This is a genomic window from Lysobacter terrae (genome assembly GCF_054782215.1).
This window is the reverse complement of record NZ_BAAGSX010000003.1, coordinates 138968-155893: the sequence shown is the minus strand read 5'-3', so window position 1 is coordinate 155893 and position 16926 is coordinate 138968. Positions and strand designations below refer to the sequence as shown.

Sequence of the window (16926 nt, the reverse complement as noted above, 5' to 3'; positions counted from 1 at the left end):
TCGCGATCAGGCGGCGGCGCGGTCGAGCAACCACTGGCTCAGCAGGCCGACCGGACGGCCGGTCGCCATGCCGCGCTTGCCTTCGTCGTTGGCGACGCCGGCGATATCCAGGTGCGCCCAGCGCTGGCCTTCGGCGAAGCGCGCCAGGAAGCAGCCCGCGGTGATCGCACCGGCCCAGCGGCCGCCGATGTTGTAGACGTCGGCGAAGGTCGAATCCAGCAGCGACTGGTATTCGTCCCACAACGGCAAGCGCCAGCTGCGGTCGAATACGTTCTCGCCAGCAGCGATGAGTTCGTTGGCCAGATCGTCGTCCTTCGACATCAGGCCGGTCGCGTACTTGCCCAGCGCGATCACGCAGGCGCCGGTGAGCGTGGCGACGTCGAGCAGGGCCTGCGGCTCGAAGCGCTGCGCGTAGGTCAGCGCGTCGCACAGGATCAGGCGGCCTTCGGCGTCGGTGTTGCCGACTTCGATCGTCTTGCCGGACATGGAGGTAATCACGTCGGACGGGCGGTACGAATCCGCGTCGGGCATGTTCTCCACCGCCGGGACGACGACGACCAGGTTGATCGGCAACTGCATGCCGACCGCCGCCACGAACGCGCCCATCACGCTGGCGGCGCCGCACATGTCGTACTTCATCTCCTCGATGCCGCCCTGGGTCTTCAGGTTGATGCCGCCGGTGTCGAAGGTGATGCCCTTGCCGACCAGCACGTAGGGCTTGGCGTCGCCGCCGTTGCTCCACTTCATCACGATCAGCTTGGGCGGATTGGCCGAGCCGCGCGCGACGGCGAGCAGCGAGCCCATGCCCAGCTCCTGCATCTGTGCGCGGTCGAGCACGTCGCAGGCGGTCTTGTCGAAGCGGCCGCAGAACTCCTGCGCCTGCTCGGCCAGGTAGGTCGGGTTGCAGATGTTCGGCGGCAGGTTGCCCAGTTCGCGGGTGAAGGCGACGCCGGCGGCGATGGCCTTGCCATGGGCGAGGGCAGACTTGTCCTCGCCGCGGACGGAGAGGTGCTTGAGGCCGGTCTCCTCGCGCTTCTTGTTCTTGGCGCCGAGGGTCGCGGTGTAGGCGTAGCAGGCGTGGTCGGCAACGATGGCGGCCTGGCGCAGATTCCACGCCTGATCGCGGCCCTTCACTTCGAGTTCGCTCAGGGTGAGCAGGGCGTTGGCGACCGGACCGGTCTTGAGCGCGCGCGCGGCGTCACCGATGGCCTTGATGTACTGCGGCACGCCGAACTTGGCCACGTCGCCGAGGCCGATCACCAACACGCGCGGCGCGGTCACGCCGGGGAGGTCGTGCAGCAGCGCGGTCTTGCCGGTCTTGCCGCTGATGTCGCCGCGCTCCAGCAGTGCGCGCAGGCGCCCGCCGCTGGCTTCGTCCAGGGCGCGGCCCGAGGGGCTCAGGGTCTGATCGGCAAAGGCGCCGACGACCACGCAATCGGTGGTGAAGGTCGCGGGAGCGGCGAGGTTCAGGTCGAATTCGAGTGCCATCCAACAGATTCCGGGGGAAGGAAAGGGAGTGGGTCCGGAAACCGGCGAGCGAACCGCCCAGGCACACCCGGTTGGAGTGCGCCGCTACAATCGCGGATCGGTCGCTACGGCGGGACAGGGCGGAACCACACCGCCTGCGGCCCCGACCGGACCAAATGACAATTCTAACAGGCCCTTCCAAGCCCGCCCCTTCCATGCCCGCCCGGTACAAGCCCACCCCCTGATGCCCAAGCTCGATCGATACCTTTTCGGCGAATTCGTCCAGGCCACCTTCGCCGCGGGGGTCGTGCTGATGATCGTCGCCTTCGGCGGCGTCTTCACCGACGTCCTGCGCGACATGGCGACGGGCCGGCTCCCGGTGGGCCTGCTCCTGCCGCAGTTGGGCCTGGTGATGCTGAACTGGCTGCCGCTGATCCTGCCGATGGCGCTCATGCTCGGGCTGATGCTGGGCGTGGGCCGTCTGTACCGCGATTCGGAAATGCCGGTCATCGCGGCGATCGGTGTCGGACCGGGCCGGCTCCTCAAGCCGCTGCTGCTATTGGTCGTCCCGATGGTGCTGGTGGTCGCCGCCTGTTCCCTGTGGCTGGGCCCCTGGGCCGAGCGGGTATCGCGGCAGATGGTCGCCCAGGCGAACCGCAACCTCATCGTGGCTGGGCTGGAACCGGGCGCCTTCACCGAAATGCCGGGCGGCAACGGGGTGATCTTCGTCGGCGCCATGACCCCCGACGGCAGCCGCTTCAGCCGCGTCTTCGTCTACCGGCAGAAGGGCGAGCGCGCGGACGTGACCACCTCGAACGATGGCGAGGTCAGCGTCGACAAGAACGGTGAGCGCTACCTGACCCTCAACAACGGCTTCGAGGTGGAGGGGCCGCGCGAAGCGGGCCTCGACTACCGGTTGCTGCGCTATCGGCGCAACGAGGTCTCGCTGCCGGCGGGCGAATCCAAGTTCGATCCCAACGATCCCGAATACCTGTCGACCCTGCAGCTGCTGGGCGACAAGCGCAAGGAAGCCAATGCGCAGCTGCATTCGCGCATCGCGCCGCCGCTGCTCGCGTTGGCCTTCGCGTTGCTGGCGATTCCGCTGGCGCGCAGCATGCCGCGCCAGGCCCGGTACGGACGGGTGATGACCGGCATCCTGAGCTACGTGATCGGCATGAACCTGATGCTGATGGGCACCAAGTGGCTGGAGAAGGGCAAGATCCCTGCGGAGCTGGGCTTGTGGTGGCTGGTGCTGCCGCTGCTCACGGTGGCGTTGTGGATGTACTTCACCGATGGACGCCTCGGCCGGAGCGCGCGTCGATGAAGCCCTTTCCCAAGATCCACGACCTCTACGTCGGCCGCATCGTTTTCACCACCGTGGTGCTGGTGTGGGCGGTGCTGGTGGGCCTGGACCTGATGCTGAGTTTCGTCGGCGAGTTCGGCGACATCGGCAAGGGCAACTACGGTATGGCCGCGGCCATCGCGTACATGGCCTATACGCTGCCGCGGCGCCTGTACGAGCTGTTTCCGTATGCGGCCGTGGTCGGCTCGCTGATGGCCTTGGGCCAGCTTGCTGCGTCCTCCGAACTGACCGCGCTGCGCGCGGTGGGATTGTCGCGCCGCCGGCTCAGCATGGCCGTCGCCGGCGCGCTCGCGGTGCTGACCTTGCTCATGGTGTTCAGCGGCGAAACCGCCGGCCCTTGGGGCGACCGCCGTGCCAATGCCTTGAAGGCCACGGCGAAATCCAAGGACATGATCGTCGCGCGCTACTCGGGCCTGTGGGCGCGCGAGGGCGACGTCATCCTCAACGCCAACGGCGGTGAAGAACGCGACAACGGCAAAGACCGCTGGCTGGAGCTGCGCGATGTGCGCCTGTACGAGTTCGCCGAAGACGGCCGCCTGAAGTCGCTGGCGCTGGTGAAGATCGCCGAGCACCGCCCCGGCGGCTGGCTGCTGCGCGACGTCACCCGCACCAACTTCCAGGCCAAGTCGGTGACGCAGGAAAAGATTCCGGAAGAACGCTGGCAATCGAAGCTCGACGCTGTCGCCCTGACCGCGGGCACCGACAAGCCGCGTTACCTTCCCGCCGGCGAGCTGCGCAAGGCGATCGAGTACCGCAAGCGCAACAGCCTGGACGCTTCCGAATTCGAGGCGATCTACTGGGGACGCTGGTTCTACGCGCTGAACATCCTGGCCTTGTGCCTGGCTGCCGTGCCGTTCGCCTTCGGCACGTTGCGCAGCGGCGGCATGGGTAAGCGCCTGTTCGTCGGCATCGTGTTCTCGCTGGGCTTCTGGCTGCTGCAACAGCAGTGCGTGCGGCTCGCGCAGGTCTACCACTTCGATTACCGCGTGGCGTACGTGATGCCGACGCTGGTGATGTTGGGGGCGTCGTGGTTCCTGTTCCGGCGCCGGTCGGGTTGATCGATGCACCTCATCGCTGCCGACCCGCGCCCTCTCTGGCGCGGGCCGGTGATTCGCTGCGCTAGCGGTTGATGATGTTCGGATCGCAATAGATCGTGCAGTCGCTGTCCGCGTCGACGATCACCACGGTGTATTTGGCGTCTTCCACCGACGTGTTCTCGTCGACGATGTTGCCGGCGCGGTTGCCGTTGCCCTGCCAGCTGAGCTGGTGCGTCGCATCGCGGACGAAGTTGACGCCGTTGATCTGATAGCGCTGATCGGCGACCAGCCGGATCGGCGCGGTGTCGCGGCCCTGCCCGACGGTCTGGATCAAACCGCCGTTGCTGTCGTCGCCGCCTGCGTACTTGTAGCTGTACTGCTGGCTGTTGGAAGCCATCACTGTGACCCAGCCCGGGTCGCTGCTGGCGAAATTGCGCACGTCTAGGGTGATGTTGGGTGTGTTGGACATGGCGCTTCTCCACTCGTTGGCAAGAACCGCAGTCAGCGGTTGATGATGTTGGGATCGCACACGAAATTCGTGTTCGTGGTGTTGTTGTGGAGCTGCAGTGCATAGGCCCAGTCGACGTTGTCGTTGTTGTTGTCGATGAAGCGCAGCACCTTGGGGTCGTTGCTGGCGAACGTGAAGCCGTTGAACTCGGTGCCGTTGGAGTACGCCGACGTGGGGCAGCCCCCAGGCGGCAGCTGGTCGGCCGGGCACATCAGCATGGTGTCGCGCGCCGGGCCTTCGAACTCGACATCCAGCACCGAATTGATGGTGATGGTCGCCTGTATGGCGTTGTTGAAGGACGAGAAGTCCATGTTGCCCGAGCTGTCGACGTTGTCGCCGCTGAACGAGTAGACGTACTTGCCGTCGCTGGGGTTCTGGCCGACGTTCATGGTGACGTTGACTTGGGAGTTCGGCATGGGGGTGCTCCTGCAGGGGGCTTGCGCCGGGGAAATGGACGCCGCGCGGACACGGCGCCCGGGGGAAGGAATCTCAGGGAGCGAGCGTCAGGCGCGTGCGCAGCGCGACCAGTTCGGGATGGCGGTAACCGGCGCGCCACAACTTTTCCAGCGAGGTCTGGGCTTCTTCGCGACGGCCGGAGAGTGCGAGACCTTCGGCCGACAGGAAGCGACGATGCGGTTCGACATCGCTGGCGTCGACCAGCGCCAGCACGCGTTGTCCCGCCGCCTGCGCCACGCTCTGGTTGCCGCGCATCTGCGCCAGCCGGCCGGCCAGGGCCTCGGTTTCGATCTGCAAGGTGAGCAGCGCGCGATCGTCGGGATGCTGTTTGAGCCGCGCGGCGAGCGTGGCGGACAACCCGGGCAAGGCGGCTTCGGCCGCCTGGTCCTGTCCCGCGAGCAGCAGGCGGCGCACTTCGAGGAACTGCACCCACAGGCCGAGGCGTTGCCAGATCACCACGTTGGCATCGCTGCGGTTCAACTGGTTCTGCCACTGCCTGGCCTGTTCGAGCACCGTCGCCGCGCGTTCGCTCTGGCCGCGCCAGAGCAGGGCGTCGCTGCGCGTGGCGGCGACCTTGAGCGCGAATTCCTTCCAAGTGGTGTTGTCGGGCTCGGTGCGCAGCAGTTGCTCGCACTGCGTGGCGGCCGCATCGAGATGCGCGAGCGCCGCGTCGGCCTGTCCTTGCGCCAGCGCGAGCCGCGCCAGTGCCTGTTCGACGATCGGCAGCGACTGCCGGATGTGCTGGTCTTTCGGGTCTTTCGCCAGCAGGCGCGTATAGATCGCCAGTTCCGCCTGCCGATGCCGGGTCGCCTGAGCCCAGTCGCCATTGCGTTCGCGCGCGTCCGCCAGCCATGCGAGCGCTTGCGTGTGCGCCTGCTGCACGGTGGGATCGGCCGGCTGCGCCTTCACCAAGGCCGTGGTGATCGCGAGGAATTTCTCGAAGTGGTCGATGGCGCTGTCGACATGGTTCTGATCGAGCGCCAGCGTGCCCAGATTGCTGTGCGCCCAGGCGAGCTCGGTCTGCCATTCGGGCTTGGCCGGATCGGCGGCGACCAGGCGCTGCGCCAGATCCCGGTACTGCTCGAAGTAGTTCTTCGCGACATCGAGCTTGCCGCGCTGCCAGGCGATGTAGCCGACCCAGAACACGCTCTGCGCATGATCGAACATGCGCTGCTGATCGTTCGGCGCGCGCGCCAGCAGCTGCTGCGTGCTGAGTGAAGCCTGCTGGAACACCTCGTAGGCCTCGTCCATCTGGCCACGCAGGTCGTGGATCTCGCCGATCAGGTGCAGTGCGCGTGCGCGGCGCCCCAGCGCGTCGGCATCGAGGTCGTCGAGCTTCTGCCCCGCGTAGTACTGCAGTGCCTTCTCGCCGACCGAATCCATGACCTCCAGGCGCCCCACCGGCTCCAGCTTCTTGCGCAGGTCGCCGATCATGAATTCGATCAGGCCCTCGGCCTGCGCACGCTGGCGTTCGGCTTCATCGCGCGCGCGCAGCGCCATCACGGTCAGGCTGCCCATCACGAACATGCCGATCACCGCGAATGCGGCGACCCAGGCCAGGCGCCGCTGTCGCCGTTGCGCCTCGCGCCGCGCCAGTTCGTCGTAGCCGACGCCCAGCAGGCCGGCGACCAGCTTGAGGAAGGCACGCTCGCGCCCGTCGCCTTCGCGGCGCGCATCGGCCGCCAATGGTTCGACGACGCTGCCATCGCTGGCGCGGGTGACGGCCGGAGGGAAACACTGCAAGGCCGCATCCGTGCTGCCCGGTTCGCCGGCGACGACGAAGCAGAGCACGCGATCGCCGCGGCCGCTTGCGCGGAACGCCTCGATTTCGGCATTCACCCAGCGCGACTGCGCCGCGGCGGGCGAGCAGATGACGATCAGCGCGGCCGATTCGCCCAACGCTTCCCTGATCGTGCCGCCCAAGTCGCCGGAACTGGGCAGCTCGTCGCGATCGCGGAAGAACTTGCCCAGGCGCGACTCGATCTCGCCGTGCGCACCGCGCACACCGACCAGCCTGGAAGGAACCCGGTAGGTTTCCAGCCGACGCAGCAGCCATCGCGCCCACTCGGCGTCGGCGTGGCTGTAGCTGAGGAAGGCACGGAATCGCATCAGTCCCTTGAAAAGTGTCCCGGTGCAATGCGGCAAGACGCTACTGCAGTGCGAACACCATGGGACCCACCCGGATGGGTGCTACAGGCGCGAATGCTCCAGCGGACGCTCGCGATGCATCAGCGTCCATTCCGCATGTTCGGCCAGCGCCGCTTCGCCGAGCGTGCGCAGCAGATGCTGCTTTTCGCGCAGGCTGTTGCAGCCGTTGAGGCGGCGCCGGGCCGCGCCGAAGATGCGCTGCATGTAGTGGTACTGCTTGATCAGTTCCTTGTCGGCCTTCTTGTAGGCATAGGCTTCGTGCACCGCGGCGGCGACCGACAGGATGCCCATCGTCGACACCAGGATGTGCTGCAGGGGCAGGTCGAATCGGCGCGAGAAGATCGCCAGGATCGCGCTGATGCCCACGCCGACCCAGAGGCAGGCCAGGCCCGCGACTTCGGCGCGCCGGTGCAGCCGCCGCCGACGCGCCGCGGCGGTGCAGAAGTACTGCAGTTGTCCGCCGCCTTCGTTCGCGCCGATCCATTCGCCGATCACCGCGTCGACGGCGGCCTCGTCGGCGTCGTGCGCTGCGAGCAGGCCCTCCACGCTGGCGCTGCGCATCACGTTGCGGATCCAGCCCAGTTCGACGTCCTGCTTGTGCATGAAGTTGTCATGGGCGAACGCCGGTGATTGCAGATCGGTGATGCCGGCGCGGCGCCAGTAGGACTGCACGCGCAGGCCTTCGGCCAAGGCGCGGTAGTCGAGGTACTTGCGCTGCCACTCGTGCCGCCGCGACACCAGCACGACCGCCATGCCGGAAAGGAAGAACAGCAGGAACAGATTGATCACCAGGTAGTGCGCGGTGATGTGCGTGTAGAGGAAGAAGGCGAAGCCCATGGCCGCCGCCAACAGATAGACGATGCGCAGCACCTGGTTGACGCGGCGCTGGTACGTGCGCGCGAGCCAATCGGCGGAAACGAACTGGCGATAAATAGGGCAGGCGGACATTGCCGCCGCCATGTCGGCATCACCGGATGCGGCTTCGATATCCGCTGCGTACTTGCCGCAGTCATCGTTGAACTGTTCCTGGCGCCGGAACATCAGGTCGAAGATCCCGGGCATCCGCTCGTGTGCGACCACGCCGTCTTCGGCGGTCAGCCAGCGCCCGGGTCCCATTCGGGTTTCCGGGGCGACGGCTCGCGCGGCGGGAAGGTGATAGACCAGCGTTTCCTCGTCCAGCCCGAGCAGCGCCAGCGTGGTATCGCGACGGCGTTCGACGGTGCCGGGAAGCTCGCCGGTGAGATGGAAGCGGACCACCTGCGAGGTTCCGCCCAGACGATCGGACTCCACGCCGTCCCACAGCGCCAGCAGGATCTGGCAATGGCTGGAAACGAAGATGCCCGCCTGCGCGTACTGACGATCGCGCGCGGCGCCGCGTTGCGACGCTTCCTCGATGCCGACGCCGTGGCGCAAGGGCAGCTGCAGTACCTCGACGCGCTGCAGCTGCTGTTCGAACACGACCAGGCTGCCGGGATTGTCGAAATCCTCGCGATACAGCGACACCGGCAGGGGCAGAGGCGCGATGACGCCCAGGCCCAGATCCAGTGCGACCTGCGCCGCCAGCTGGTCGCTGCCTTCGGCCAGCGACGACAGCAGCACGATCGGAAGGTGCGGATAACGCTCGCCCAGTTCGACGAAAAAGGCCCGCAACCGCTCCCGCAGCGCAGGCAGGCTGGAAGGATGCAGGTTGCGATGCCCCGTGATGCCCACCACCAGGGATGTCGCGTCGAAAGGGGCCATGCACGGTGTCCCTACGCGCACGGCTCGCGCCGCGGGTTCCCTAGGCTCAACGCGCTATCGCGCCGCAACAGGCCGCGCCGCCACAGAGGTGATGCGGCGGTGAATTGGAACGCGCCGCAGCGCGTGGAGATCTATGAGCGCCGCTTGGGTTCCCGCCGCAGGCGGGTATTGCTGGCTCGATCGTGCCAAGTACGGCGTTCCCCATCGAACCACGCCCACCAGAACCCCAATCCCCCCAGCAGCAGCGACAGCGAGCCCACGGCATAGCGCGTCCACAGTTGCGACCATGTCGGCGCCGCTGCGCCATCGGGCGACACGACATGCAGACGCCACGGCCGCATGCCCAGGGTCTGTCCGCCGCGCCGCCAGCTCACCGTCGCATACACACCGGCGACCAGCCAGCAGATCAGCCAAAGCAACCAGGCGAGCAGCGAATACGGCCGGATGTTCTGGTGCGGATCGTGATGGCCCAGGAAGGTGTAGCCGAGCGTGAACGCGGTGGATATCAGCATCCACAAGGCGAGCACCGGCCAGAAGTCGTAGAGCAGCGCGAGCAGTCGCCAGCCGATCAATGCGGCGGGCTTGGTGGGTTCGGCAGAAGAAGGTGTAGCAGTCGAAGTCATCGCATCAGCATATAAGCTTTGGCCCATGAGTCCGCACACGCCTGCCGAACGCCGCACCCAAGCCATGGCGCTGGGTCCGCTGCCGGATGCCGATGCCACCGCTATCAATGCCTTCCTCGATGCGATCTGGGCCGAGAGCGGGTTGTCGCGGCAAACCTTGGACAGCTACCGCCGCGACCTCGAAGGCATTGCGCGTTGGCGGGAAGGAAGGGCGGGCGGTCTGGCCGGAGCGGATCGGGCCACGTTGTTCGACTATCTCGCCTGGCGCAGTCGCAGCGGCTACTCGCCGCGCAGCAATGCGCGCCTGTTGTCGGCGCTGCGTGCGTTCTACGCACATCGCGTGCGCAGCGGTGCGCGTGGCGACGATCCGACCTCATTGCTGGATCCGCCGAAGTTGCCGCGCTCGCTGCCCAAGGCGCTGGGCGAAAGCCAGATCGACGCGTTGCTCGCGGCACCAGACACGGCCACGCCACTGGGCCTGCGCGATCGCGCGATGTTCGAGCTCATGTACGCCTGCGGCCTGCGCGTGAGTGAACTGACCAACTTGCCGGCGACGGCGGTCAACCTGCGCCAGGGCGTGTTGCGCGTCACCGGCAAGGGCAGCAAGGAACGGCTGGTGCCGCTGGGCGAAGAAGCGCAGCACTGGCTGGAGCGTTACCTGTCGCAAGCCCGTCCCCAGCTCGCCGGCAAACGCGCGTTGGCACCGCTGTTCCTGAATGCGAGCGGCGAAGTCCCGACCCGCCAGCAGTTCTGGCAACTGGTGAAACGCTACGCCGGCGTCGCGGGCATCGACCCGGCGAAGATCAGCCCGCACGGCCTGCGCCACAGCTTCGCCACGCATCTGCTCAATCACGGCGCGGATTTGCGCGCCTTGCAGATGTTGCTGGGGCATAGCTCGCTGTCGACGACCCAGATCTACACCCTGGTGGCTCGGGAGCAGTTGAAGCAGCTGCATGCGAAACATCACCCCAGGGGGTGAGCGACCGTGCCGCGAGATCGTTACGGGACCTCATGGCTGAACGCGCCGCAGCGCGTGGCGACGGCGAACTACGGCCCCGACTCCAATCGCCGGCAGAACAGGACGGTTTTCACTTCCGTGACCCAAGCCAAGAACCGCCCATCCCCACCACCCGCGCGCCCGTCGCCCCCATGCGACAATCCGGGAAACTCTCCGCTCCCCTGGCGCTCCAACTCAGGAGCACCTCACGCAAGGATTTCCATGAAGCGAGTTCTCTTCGCCCTGCTGGGCGCGATCAGCCTGTCGGCCTGCGCCCAGGGCCCGCAGTCGGGTACGGCCGCCGCCGGCAAGGCGCCCGGCGCCCAGGCCGCGTCCGCGGGGCAGTCGGCTCCGACCGGAAGCGCGCCTGCCGTCGCTGCCAACACACCGGAAGCGCGTGCGATCGCCGCAGTCCACGTGCTCAACCCGAAGGTCACCATCGATTCGGTCAAGCCCGCGCCGCTGCCGGGTTTCCGCGAAGCGATCGTCCAGGGCCAGGTGGTCTACGTCAGCGACGATGGCCGTTACCTGTTCCTGCCCGGCCCGCAGGGCGCGCTGTACGACGTCACCGCGAAGAAGGACCTGAGCGAACAGTCCCTGGCCGCGGTGCGCAAGGAACTGCTCAGGAAGATCCCGGTGAGCGAGCGCATCGTCTTCGCCCCGCCGAATCCGAAGTACACGGTGTCGATCTTCACCGACGTGGAATGCGCCTACTGCCGCAAGTTCCATAGCGAGATCGCCGAGTACAACCGCCAGGGCATCGCGGTGCAGTACATGGCCTTCCCGCGCATGGGCCTGGGCAGCGAAGACCACAAGAAGATGATCTCGGTGTGGTGCGCCCCGGACCGCAAGCGCGCCCTGACCGACGCCAAGAACGACCGCCCGGTGCCGCCGCGCGATTGCAAGAACACCATCACGATGCAGTACGACATCGGCCAGCGCGCGGGCCTGACCGGCACGCCGATGATCATCGCCGAGGACGGGACCACTGTCGGCGGCTACCTGCCGCCGCAGCGGCTGCGCGAGACGCTCGACCGCCTGGCGCAGGGGAAAGGCGCTACCCCCGCAGGGGCTACCGATCCGGTGGCTTCGACCGGGGGCTGATCCCTGGGATGCCGGCGAAAACGGAGGCTTCGGCCTCCGTTTTGCTTTTTTAGGGGACCTGCCGGTACGGGAATGTCTGCTGAGTCAATCGAATGCCTTACCTTACAAAGCAGCCAATTCCGTGGCGATAATCAAGGTATATCGAGTAATGTTCCAGAATGCGAGCTCCTAGAACGAAGTCCGCACGGTTGCCCATCCCGGAAGGATATACCCGGTAATTCTCCTCGATAGAATCATTGCCGATTCTTATGAGCGCTTTCTGGCGGTAGTACAGCTTGACGGCAAGCTGGCCGTCCGAGTTCGCAACGACAGTGACGCGAGGCAAGGATTGTTGACTCGACTCCGAACTCACTTTCGTGCCGGTAAGCAGCTCGGCATTGCCTGTGTCTAGTAAGGCAAAATGGTCGCGGTTGTTGATGTTTAGTTTGAGGTAAATGAGCGCCGCAGGAGAATCCGTGGTGCCGCCCGAATAATCAACCATTATCGGAACGCAGTGGACAGTTCGGAAGGCCGCCCGAACATCGCGCCCATACTGGACTCCCTTTCTGCTTATGAGTATCTGCGAGTCGCGATAAATCGCGTTGCCGCCTAATAGCGATCGCCGGCTCTTCGAGAGCAGAATGTTGATCGAGTTTAGTTGGCCGCCAGCGAAAGTCAGGTCATGCAATGTGGCCTGGGTCAGGGCATAGCGTCCCGAGGCCGATGAAACGTTTCGGCGGCCAACTTCCACGACCCCGGCACGTCCCGCCCACTTGGGATCAATCACTGAGAGGGCCGAGCCGGTGTCAAATAGCACCAGTCTTTTTTCATTGCCAATCTGCGCGGCTATCCAAGGTCGACCGTTCGAGATGACGAATTCGTTCTCACTCACCTGGGCCGGAATGTTTTTCACGCCGTCATCTCCTTTTAGGCAATAAAGGCCCGCCGAAAGGAAGATCCCTAATATCACCAGCCTTAGTCGGTAGTTAGTCATGTCTTAAAGCACTGCCGCCGCATTGGGCGGCAGTGTGATGCGACGACTGTCGATCAACTATCGAGTACGACGAAAGCCACGACCGCAGCGGCCACGGCGGCGCATGCGGCGACCACTGTCCCGACGGTGGACCAATCGCTCTTTTGCACTTCCGAGTTGGTCGTGCAGGTGTAGTTCGCCACTGTGCCATTTGCGTTATAGGTCACGCTCGTTAGCGTCGACCCACTCGGGCAGGCGGGAGTGGTAGTAGATCCCGTCCCGCCGAAGACCATCTTTATCTCGCTTACGGACAACTCGCGCATTACAAACTCCATCTATCAACGCCTGAAAGTCGCCGCTCAGGCTTCGGCACGACCTGTGCATCGGCGCAGGCGCATGACGATGATCACGGGGGTGGTGTTAGGCAACTATCGAATGCCGCCTCCCATGGCTAGCCGGACGGCGGCCCCGCCCGTGGTTTGGGTCTAGGGCTGGTCGCCCGTACAATAGCCGGCCCGTTACCCCACGGTTCCCCGGACATGATGGTCCTCGAGGGCGCATCCGCCCTGTCTTCGTTCCGTCGCGAACGTCTGCAAGCCCGCCTCCAAGCCGTCCACCCCGAGTTGCGCCTGCTCGGCGCCTGGTGGACCTACTGGGTTCTGCCCGACGCCGCCGGCGAGCCCGACCGCACGACGCTCGCGCGCATCCTGCAAGGCCGCTTCGACGCCGCCGAGCGCGCCGCGGGCGCCACCTCCCGCTACGCCACCCCGCGCCTGGGCACGCTGTCGCCGTGGGCCAGCAAGGCCACCGAGCTGCTGCAGGGCGCCGGGCAGCCGGTGAAGCGCGTCGAGCGCGGCATCCGTTACGACCTGGCCGGCTGGCCGGCCGATGCGCGCACGCAGGGCGCCCTGGCGAAGCTGCTGCACGACCCGATGACGCAGTCGCTGCTGGAAGCGCGCGACGATGCGGCCGCCCTCTTCGCCGTGCCGGCGCGCGGCCAACTCGAACGCATCCCGCTGGCCGCGCTGGAAGAAGCCAACAACCGTCTCGGCCTGGCCCTGGCCGACGACGAGATCGCCTACCTGCGCGAGCGTTACGCCACGCTGGGTCGCGATCCTTCCGACGTCGAGCTGATGATGTTCGCGCAGGCGAACTCCGAGCACTGCCGCCACAAGATCTTCAATGCGTCGTGGACGCTGGATGGTCGCGAACAACCCTTGTCGTTGTTCAAGATGATCAAGAACACCCACGCGACCACGCCGCAGTACACGCTGTCCGCGTACAGCGACAACGCCGCCGTGGTCGAAGGCTATCCGGCGCGCCGTTTTCGCCCGCAGCCGGGCACGCAGGCCTACGGCAGCGAGGAGGAGCAGCCCTCCGCGTTCTGCATCAAGGTCGAGACGCACAACCATCCGACCGCGATCGCACCTTTCCCGGGCGCAAGCACCGGTAACGGCGGCGAGATCCGCGACGAAGGCGCGACCGGCCGCGGTGGCCGCCCGAAGGCGGGCCTGTGCGGTTTCTCGGTTTCGCATCTGCGCATCCCGACGCTGCCGCAGCCGTGGGAAACCGATCGTTCGTTGAATCCGCGCATGGCGCCCGCGCTGGAAATCATGCTCGACGGCCCGCTCGGCGGCGCCGCGTTCAACAACGAATTCGGCCGGCCGAACCTGACCGGCTACTTCCGCAGCTTCGAGCTGTCCGAAGGCACCCACGCCCGCGCCTACGACAAGCCGATCATGCTGGCCGGCGGCCTCGGCGCGATCGATCGCGTGCAGGTGCAGAAGCATTCGCTGCGTCCGGGCGATGCGGTCGTCGTGCTCGGTGGCCCAGCGATGCTGATCGGCCTGGGCGGCGGTGCCGCCAGCTCGGTGGCTTCGGGCGAGAGCGCCGAAGAACTCGATTTCGCCAGCGTGCAGCGCGACAACCCGGAAATGGAGCGCCGCTGCCAGGAAGTGCTGGACCGCTGCGTCGCGATGGGCGAGGACAATCCGGTCGTCACCGCGCACGACGTCGGCGCCGGCGGCCTGTCCAATGCCATTCCCGAACTGCTGCACGACTCCAGCGTCGGTGGCGTGATCGACCTGGACAAGGTGCCCAAGGACGATCCGTCGCTGTCGCCGATGCAGTTGTGGTGCAACGAATCGCAGGAGCGCTACGTGCTCGGCCTGCCGGCCGATCGCGTCGGCGAATTCGCCGCACTGTGCGAACGCGAGCGTTGCCCGTTCGCGGTGGTCGGCTACGCGACGGCGGAAGAACATCTCGTCGTGGGCTATGGCGCGACGGTCGAGAACGCGCGCGCTGGCGGCCACGACTGGCCGATCGATTTCCCCATGGACGTCCTCTTCGGCAAGCCGCCGAAGATGCACCGCGACACCGAGCACCCGCCGGTCGCGCCCTGGCCGGCGCTGGACTGGAGCGGCATCGAACTGCGCGAAGCCGCGTTGCGCGTGCTCGCGCATCCGACCGTGGCGGCCAAGCAGTTCCTGATCACGATCGGCGATCGCAGCGTCGGCGGCCTGACCGCGCGCGACCAGCTCGTCGGTCCGTGGCAGATGCCCGTGGCCGACTGCGCGATCACCTTGTCCGGCTTCGACACCTACGCGGGCGAAGCGATGGCGATCGGCGAGCGCACGCCGCTGGCGCTGCTCGACGCCGCCGCCGCAGCACGCATGGCGGTAGGTGAAGCGATCACCAACATCGCCGCGGCGCCGGTGGATTCGCTGGACCGCATCAAGTTGTCGGCGAACTGGATGGCCGCCGCCGGTCATCCCGGCGAAGACGCGCTGTTGTTCGATGCCGTAAAGGCCGTGGGCATGGAGCTGTGCCCCGCGCTCGACCTCAGCATTCCGGTCGGCAAGGACTCCTTGTCGATGCAGGCGCAGTGGCACAACGACGGCGAGGCGCACAAATCGGTATCGCCGGTGTCGCTGATCGTCAGTGCTTTCGCCCCGGTGACCGACGTGCGCGAACAGCTCACGCCGCTGCTCGCGCGCGAGGAAGATTCCGAGCTGTGGCTGATCGGCCTGGGCGCCGGCAAGCAGCGCATGGGCGGTTCGATCCTGGCGCAGTGCTTCCCCGAAGCGGGCGCGAATGGACTGCCGGCATTCGCCGGACGTTCGTCCGATCGCGACGACCCGGCCGTGCCCGACCTCGACGATCCGCAGCGCCTGCGCGCCTTCTTCGAACTGATCCGCGACGCGCGCACGCACGGACTGCTACGCGCTTACCACGACCGCAGCGACGGCGGCGTCTTCGCCACGCTGTGCGAGATGGCGTTCGCCTCGCACGTGGGCCTGGACATCGACCTCGACGGCTGGGGCGACGATCGCGGCAGCGACGCGCTGCGCACGCTGTTCAACGAAGAACTCGGCGCGATCGTGCAGATCGCGACCGAGGATCGCGCCGAATTCGCCGACCTCGTCGCGCGCCACGGCCTGATCGACTGCGCACAGCGCATCGCCCGTCCGACCACGGCGGCGACCATCCGCGTGCGCCAGGAAGGCGAAAACCTCGCCGAGTGGCGTTGGGACGAACTGTTCGACGCCTGGTGGTCGGTCACGCACGCGATGCAGAAACTGCGCGACAACCCGGACGCCGCCGACCAGGAGCGCGCCGCTGCGCGCGACTTCGCGGCGCCTGGCCTGAAGCCGAAGCTCACGTTCGATCCCGCCGAAGACGTGGCCGCACCCTTCATCGGCAAGCTGTTCAACGTCGGAGGTGCCCGGCCCAAGGTCGCGATCCTGCGCGAGCAGGGCGTCAACAGCCAGGTCGAGACGGCGTACGCTTTCGACCGCGCCGGCTTCGAAGCCTTCGACGTGCACATGAGCGACCTGATCCAGGGCCGCTTCAAGCTCGAGGACTTCGCCGGCTTCGTCGCCTGCGGCGGTTTCAGTTACGGCGATGTGCTCGGCGCGGGCCGCGGCTGGGCGACGTCGGTGCTGGAGCGTTCCGCGCTGCGCGATGCCTTCACTGCCTTCTTCCAGCGCACGGACACGTTCGCGCTGGGCGTGTGCAATGGTTGTCAGATGCTCTCGCAGCTCAAGGACCTGATCCCGGGCGCGGAGCACTTCCCGCAGTTCCTGCGCAACGCCAGCGAGCAGTACGAAGGCCGCGTCGCGCTGCTGGAAGTGGCGGACTCGCCGTCGCTGTTCCTCGCCGGCATGCAGGGCTCGCGCATCCCGGTGGCGGTGGCGCATGGCGAAGGCCGCGCTTCGTTCGAGGCGACCGGCGACGTCGGCCGCGTCGCGGTCGCGCTGAACTACATCCATGGCGATGGCAGCGCGGCGACGGACTATCCGGCCAACCCGAACGGCTCGGCCAATTCCATCGCCGGCCTGTGCAGCGACGACGGACGCGTCACCCTGCTGATGCCGCATCCGGAACGCACTCTGCGGATGGCGAACTTCAGCTGGGCGCCGCGCGAGTGGTACGCGGCGTCGCCGGGTGGCGAATCGCCGTGGCAGCGCATGTTCCGCAACGCACGCGTCTGGTTGGGCTGAGTTCGCCGCACGCCAGATGAAGAAAAAGC

13 protein-coding genes are annotated in these 16926 nt (G+C 66.7%); 5 read left to right on the top strand and 8 right to left on the bottom strand.

Features of this window, described 5'->3' with window-relative positions:
- Positions 1–6: 6 nt before the first annotated feature.
- The gene (locus ACYVJ8_RS09940; protein ID WP_460711874.1) at positions 7–1488 is read right to left on the bottom strand and encodes a leucyl aminopeptidase; all 1482 of its coding nucleotides are present in this window, start codon (positions 1486–1488) and stop codon (positions 7–9) included.
- A gap of 223 nt (positions 1489–1711) precedes the next feature.
- Here ACYVJ8_RS09940 and lptF point away from each other — a divergent pair, with 223 nt between their 5' ends.
- Positions 1712–2791, top strand: coding sequence for an LPS export ABC transporter permease LptF (lptF, locus tag ACYVJ8_RS09935; protein ID WP_460711872.1), 1080 nt, complete (start codon positions 1712–1714; stop codon positions 2789–2791).
- The gene (lptG, locus tag ACYVJ8_RS09930; protein ID WP_460711870.1) at positions 2788–3888 is read left to right on the top strand and encodes an LPS export ABC transporter permease LptG; all 1101 of its coding nucleotides are present in this window, start codon (positions 2788–2790) and stop codon (positions 3886–3888) included. The genes lptF and lptG overlap by 4 nt, the downstream gene beginning before the upstream one ends.
- 61 nt (positions 3889–3949) lie before the next feature.
- On the opposite strand, the gene ACYVJ8_RS09925 is transcribed toward lptG, so the two are convergent.
- The 5 genes from ACYVJ8_RS09925 to ACYVJ8_RS09905 all read right to left on the bottom strand — a co-directional run bounded on the left by ACYVJ8_RS09925 (position 3950) and on the right by ACYVJ8_RS09905 (position 9342).
- Complete coding sequence (locus ACYVJ8_RS09925) at positions 3950–4336, bottom strand: hypothetical protein (protein WP_460711868.1); 387 nt, start codon at positions 4334–4336, stop codon at positions 3950–3952.
- Positions 4337–4368: 32 nt separating this feature from the next.
- Positions 4369–4791, bottom strand: a complete 423-nt coding sequence (locus ACYVJ8_RS09920; RefSeq protein ID WP_460711866.1) for a hypothetical protein — start codon at positions 4789–4791, stop codon at positions 4369–4371.
- Positions 4792–4864: 73 nt separating this feature from the next.
- Positions 4865–6940, bottom strand: coding sequence for a TIR domain-containing protein (locus ACYVJ8_RS09915; RefSeq protein ID WP_460711864.1), 2076 nt, complete (start codon positions 6938–6940; stop codon positions 4865–4867).
- 81 nt (positions 6941–7021) lie between these two features.
- The gene (locus ACYVJ8_RS09910) at positions 7022–8719 is read right to left on the bottom strand and encodes a hypothetical protein (protein ID WP_460711862.1); all 1698 of its coding nucleotides are present in this window, start codon (positions 8717–8719) and stop codon (positions 7022–7024) included.
- 131 nt (positions 8720–8850) lie between these two features.
- Positions 8851–9342, bottom strand: a complete 492-nt coding sequence (locus tag ACYVJ8_RS09905) for an RDD family protein (RefSeq protein WP_460711860.1) — start codon at positions 9340–9342, stop codon at positions 8851–8853.
- A 25-nt stretch (positions 9343–9367) separates the two neighbouring features.
- Here ACYVJ8_RS09905 and xerD point away from each other — a divergent pair, with 25 nt between their 5' ends.
- Positions 9368–10321: a site-specific tyrosine recombinase XerD gene (gene xerD, locus ACYVJ8_RS09900; RefSeq protein WP_460711858.1), complete on the top strand. Its 954-nt coding sequence runs from the start codon at positions 9368–9370 to the stop codon at positions 10319–10321.
- Between the two features lie 240 nt (positions 10322–10561).
- On the top strand, positions 10562–11443 hold the full coding sequence (locus tag ACYVJ8_RS09895) for a thioredoxin fold domain-containing protein (protein ID WP_460711856.1): 882 nt from the start codon (positions 10562–10564) through the stop codon (positions 11441–11443).
- A 97-nt stretch (positions 11444–11540) separates the two neighbouring features.
- Here the strand turns inward: ACYVJ8_RS09895 and ACYVJ8_RS09890 are convergent, their stop codons facing one another.
- The gene (locus tag ACYVJ8_RS09890; protein ID WP_460711854.1) at positions 11541–12335 is read right to left on the bottom strand and encodes an aspartyl protease family protein; all 795 of its coding nucleotides are present in this window, start codon (positions 12333–12335) and stop codon (positions 11541–11543) included.
- Between the two features lie 134 nt (positions 12336–12469).
- Positions 12470–12622: a hypothetical protein gene (locus ACYVJ8_RS09885; RefSeq protein ID WP_460711852.1), complete on the bottom strand. Its 153-nt coding sequence runs from the start codon at positions 12620–12622 to the stop codon at positions 12470–12472.
- Between the two features lie 312 nt (positions 12623–12934).
- Between ACYVJ8_RS09885 and purL the strand changes: the two genes are divergently transcribed.
- Entirely contained in the window at positions 12935–16897 is a 3963-nt protein-coding gene (gene purL, locus ACYVJ8_RS09880; protein ID WP_460711850.1) for a phosphoribosylformylglycinamidine synthase, read from the top strand.
- Positions 16898–16926 lie beyond the last annotated feature (29 nt).

Bases quoted from the DNA above. Each gene is read 5' to 3' on its own strand.
- ACYVJ8_RS09910 (WP_460711862.1), bottom strand. From the start codon at position 8,719: ATGGCCCCTTTCGACGCGACATCCCTGGTGGTGGGCATCACGGGGCAT.
- ACYVJ8_RS09915 (WP_460711864.1), bottom strand. From the start codon at position 6,940: ATGCGATTCCGTGCCTTCCTCAGCTACAGCCACGCCGACGCCGAGTGG.
- xerD (WP_460711858.1), top strand. From the start codon at position 9,368: ATGAGTCCGCACACGCCTGCCGAACGCCGCACCCAAGCCATGGCGCTG.
- ACYVJ8_RS09895 (WP_460711856.1), top strand. From the start codon at position 10,562: ATGAAGCGAGTTCTCTTCGCCCTGCTGGGCGCGATCAGCCTGTCGGCC.
- ACYVJ8_RS09940 (WP_460711874.1), bottom strand. From the start codon at position 1,488: ATGGCACTCGAATTCGACCTGAACCTCGCCGCTCCCGCGACCTTCACC.
- purL (WP_460711850.1), top strand. From the start codon at position 12,935: ATGATGGTCCTCGAGGGCGCATCCGCCCTGTCTTCGTTCCGTCGCGAA.
- lptG (WP_460711870.1), top strand. From the start codon at position 2,788: ATGAAGCCCTTTCCCAAGATCCACGACCTCTACGTCGGCCGCATCGTT.
- ACYVJ8_RS09920 (WP_460711866.1), bottom strand. From the start codon at position 4,791: ATGCCGAACTCCCAAGTCAACGTCACCATGAACGTCGGCCAGAACCCC.
- ACYVJ8_RS09905 (WP_460711860.1), bottom strand. From the start codon at position 9,342: ATGACTTCGACTGCTACACCTTCTTCTGCCGAACCCACCAAGCCCGCC.
- lptF (WP_460711872.1), top strand. From the start codon at position 1,712: ATGCCCAAGCTCGATCGATACCTTTTCGGCGAATTCGTCCAGGCCACC.
- ACYVJ8_RS09925 (WP_460711868.1), bottom strand. From the start codon at position 4,336: ATGTCCAACACACCCAACATCACCCTAGACGTGCGCAATTTCGCCAGC.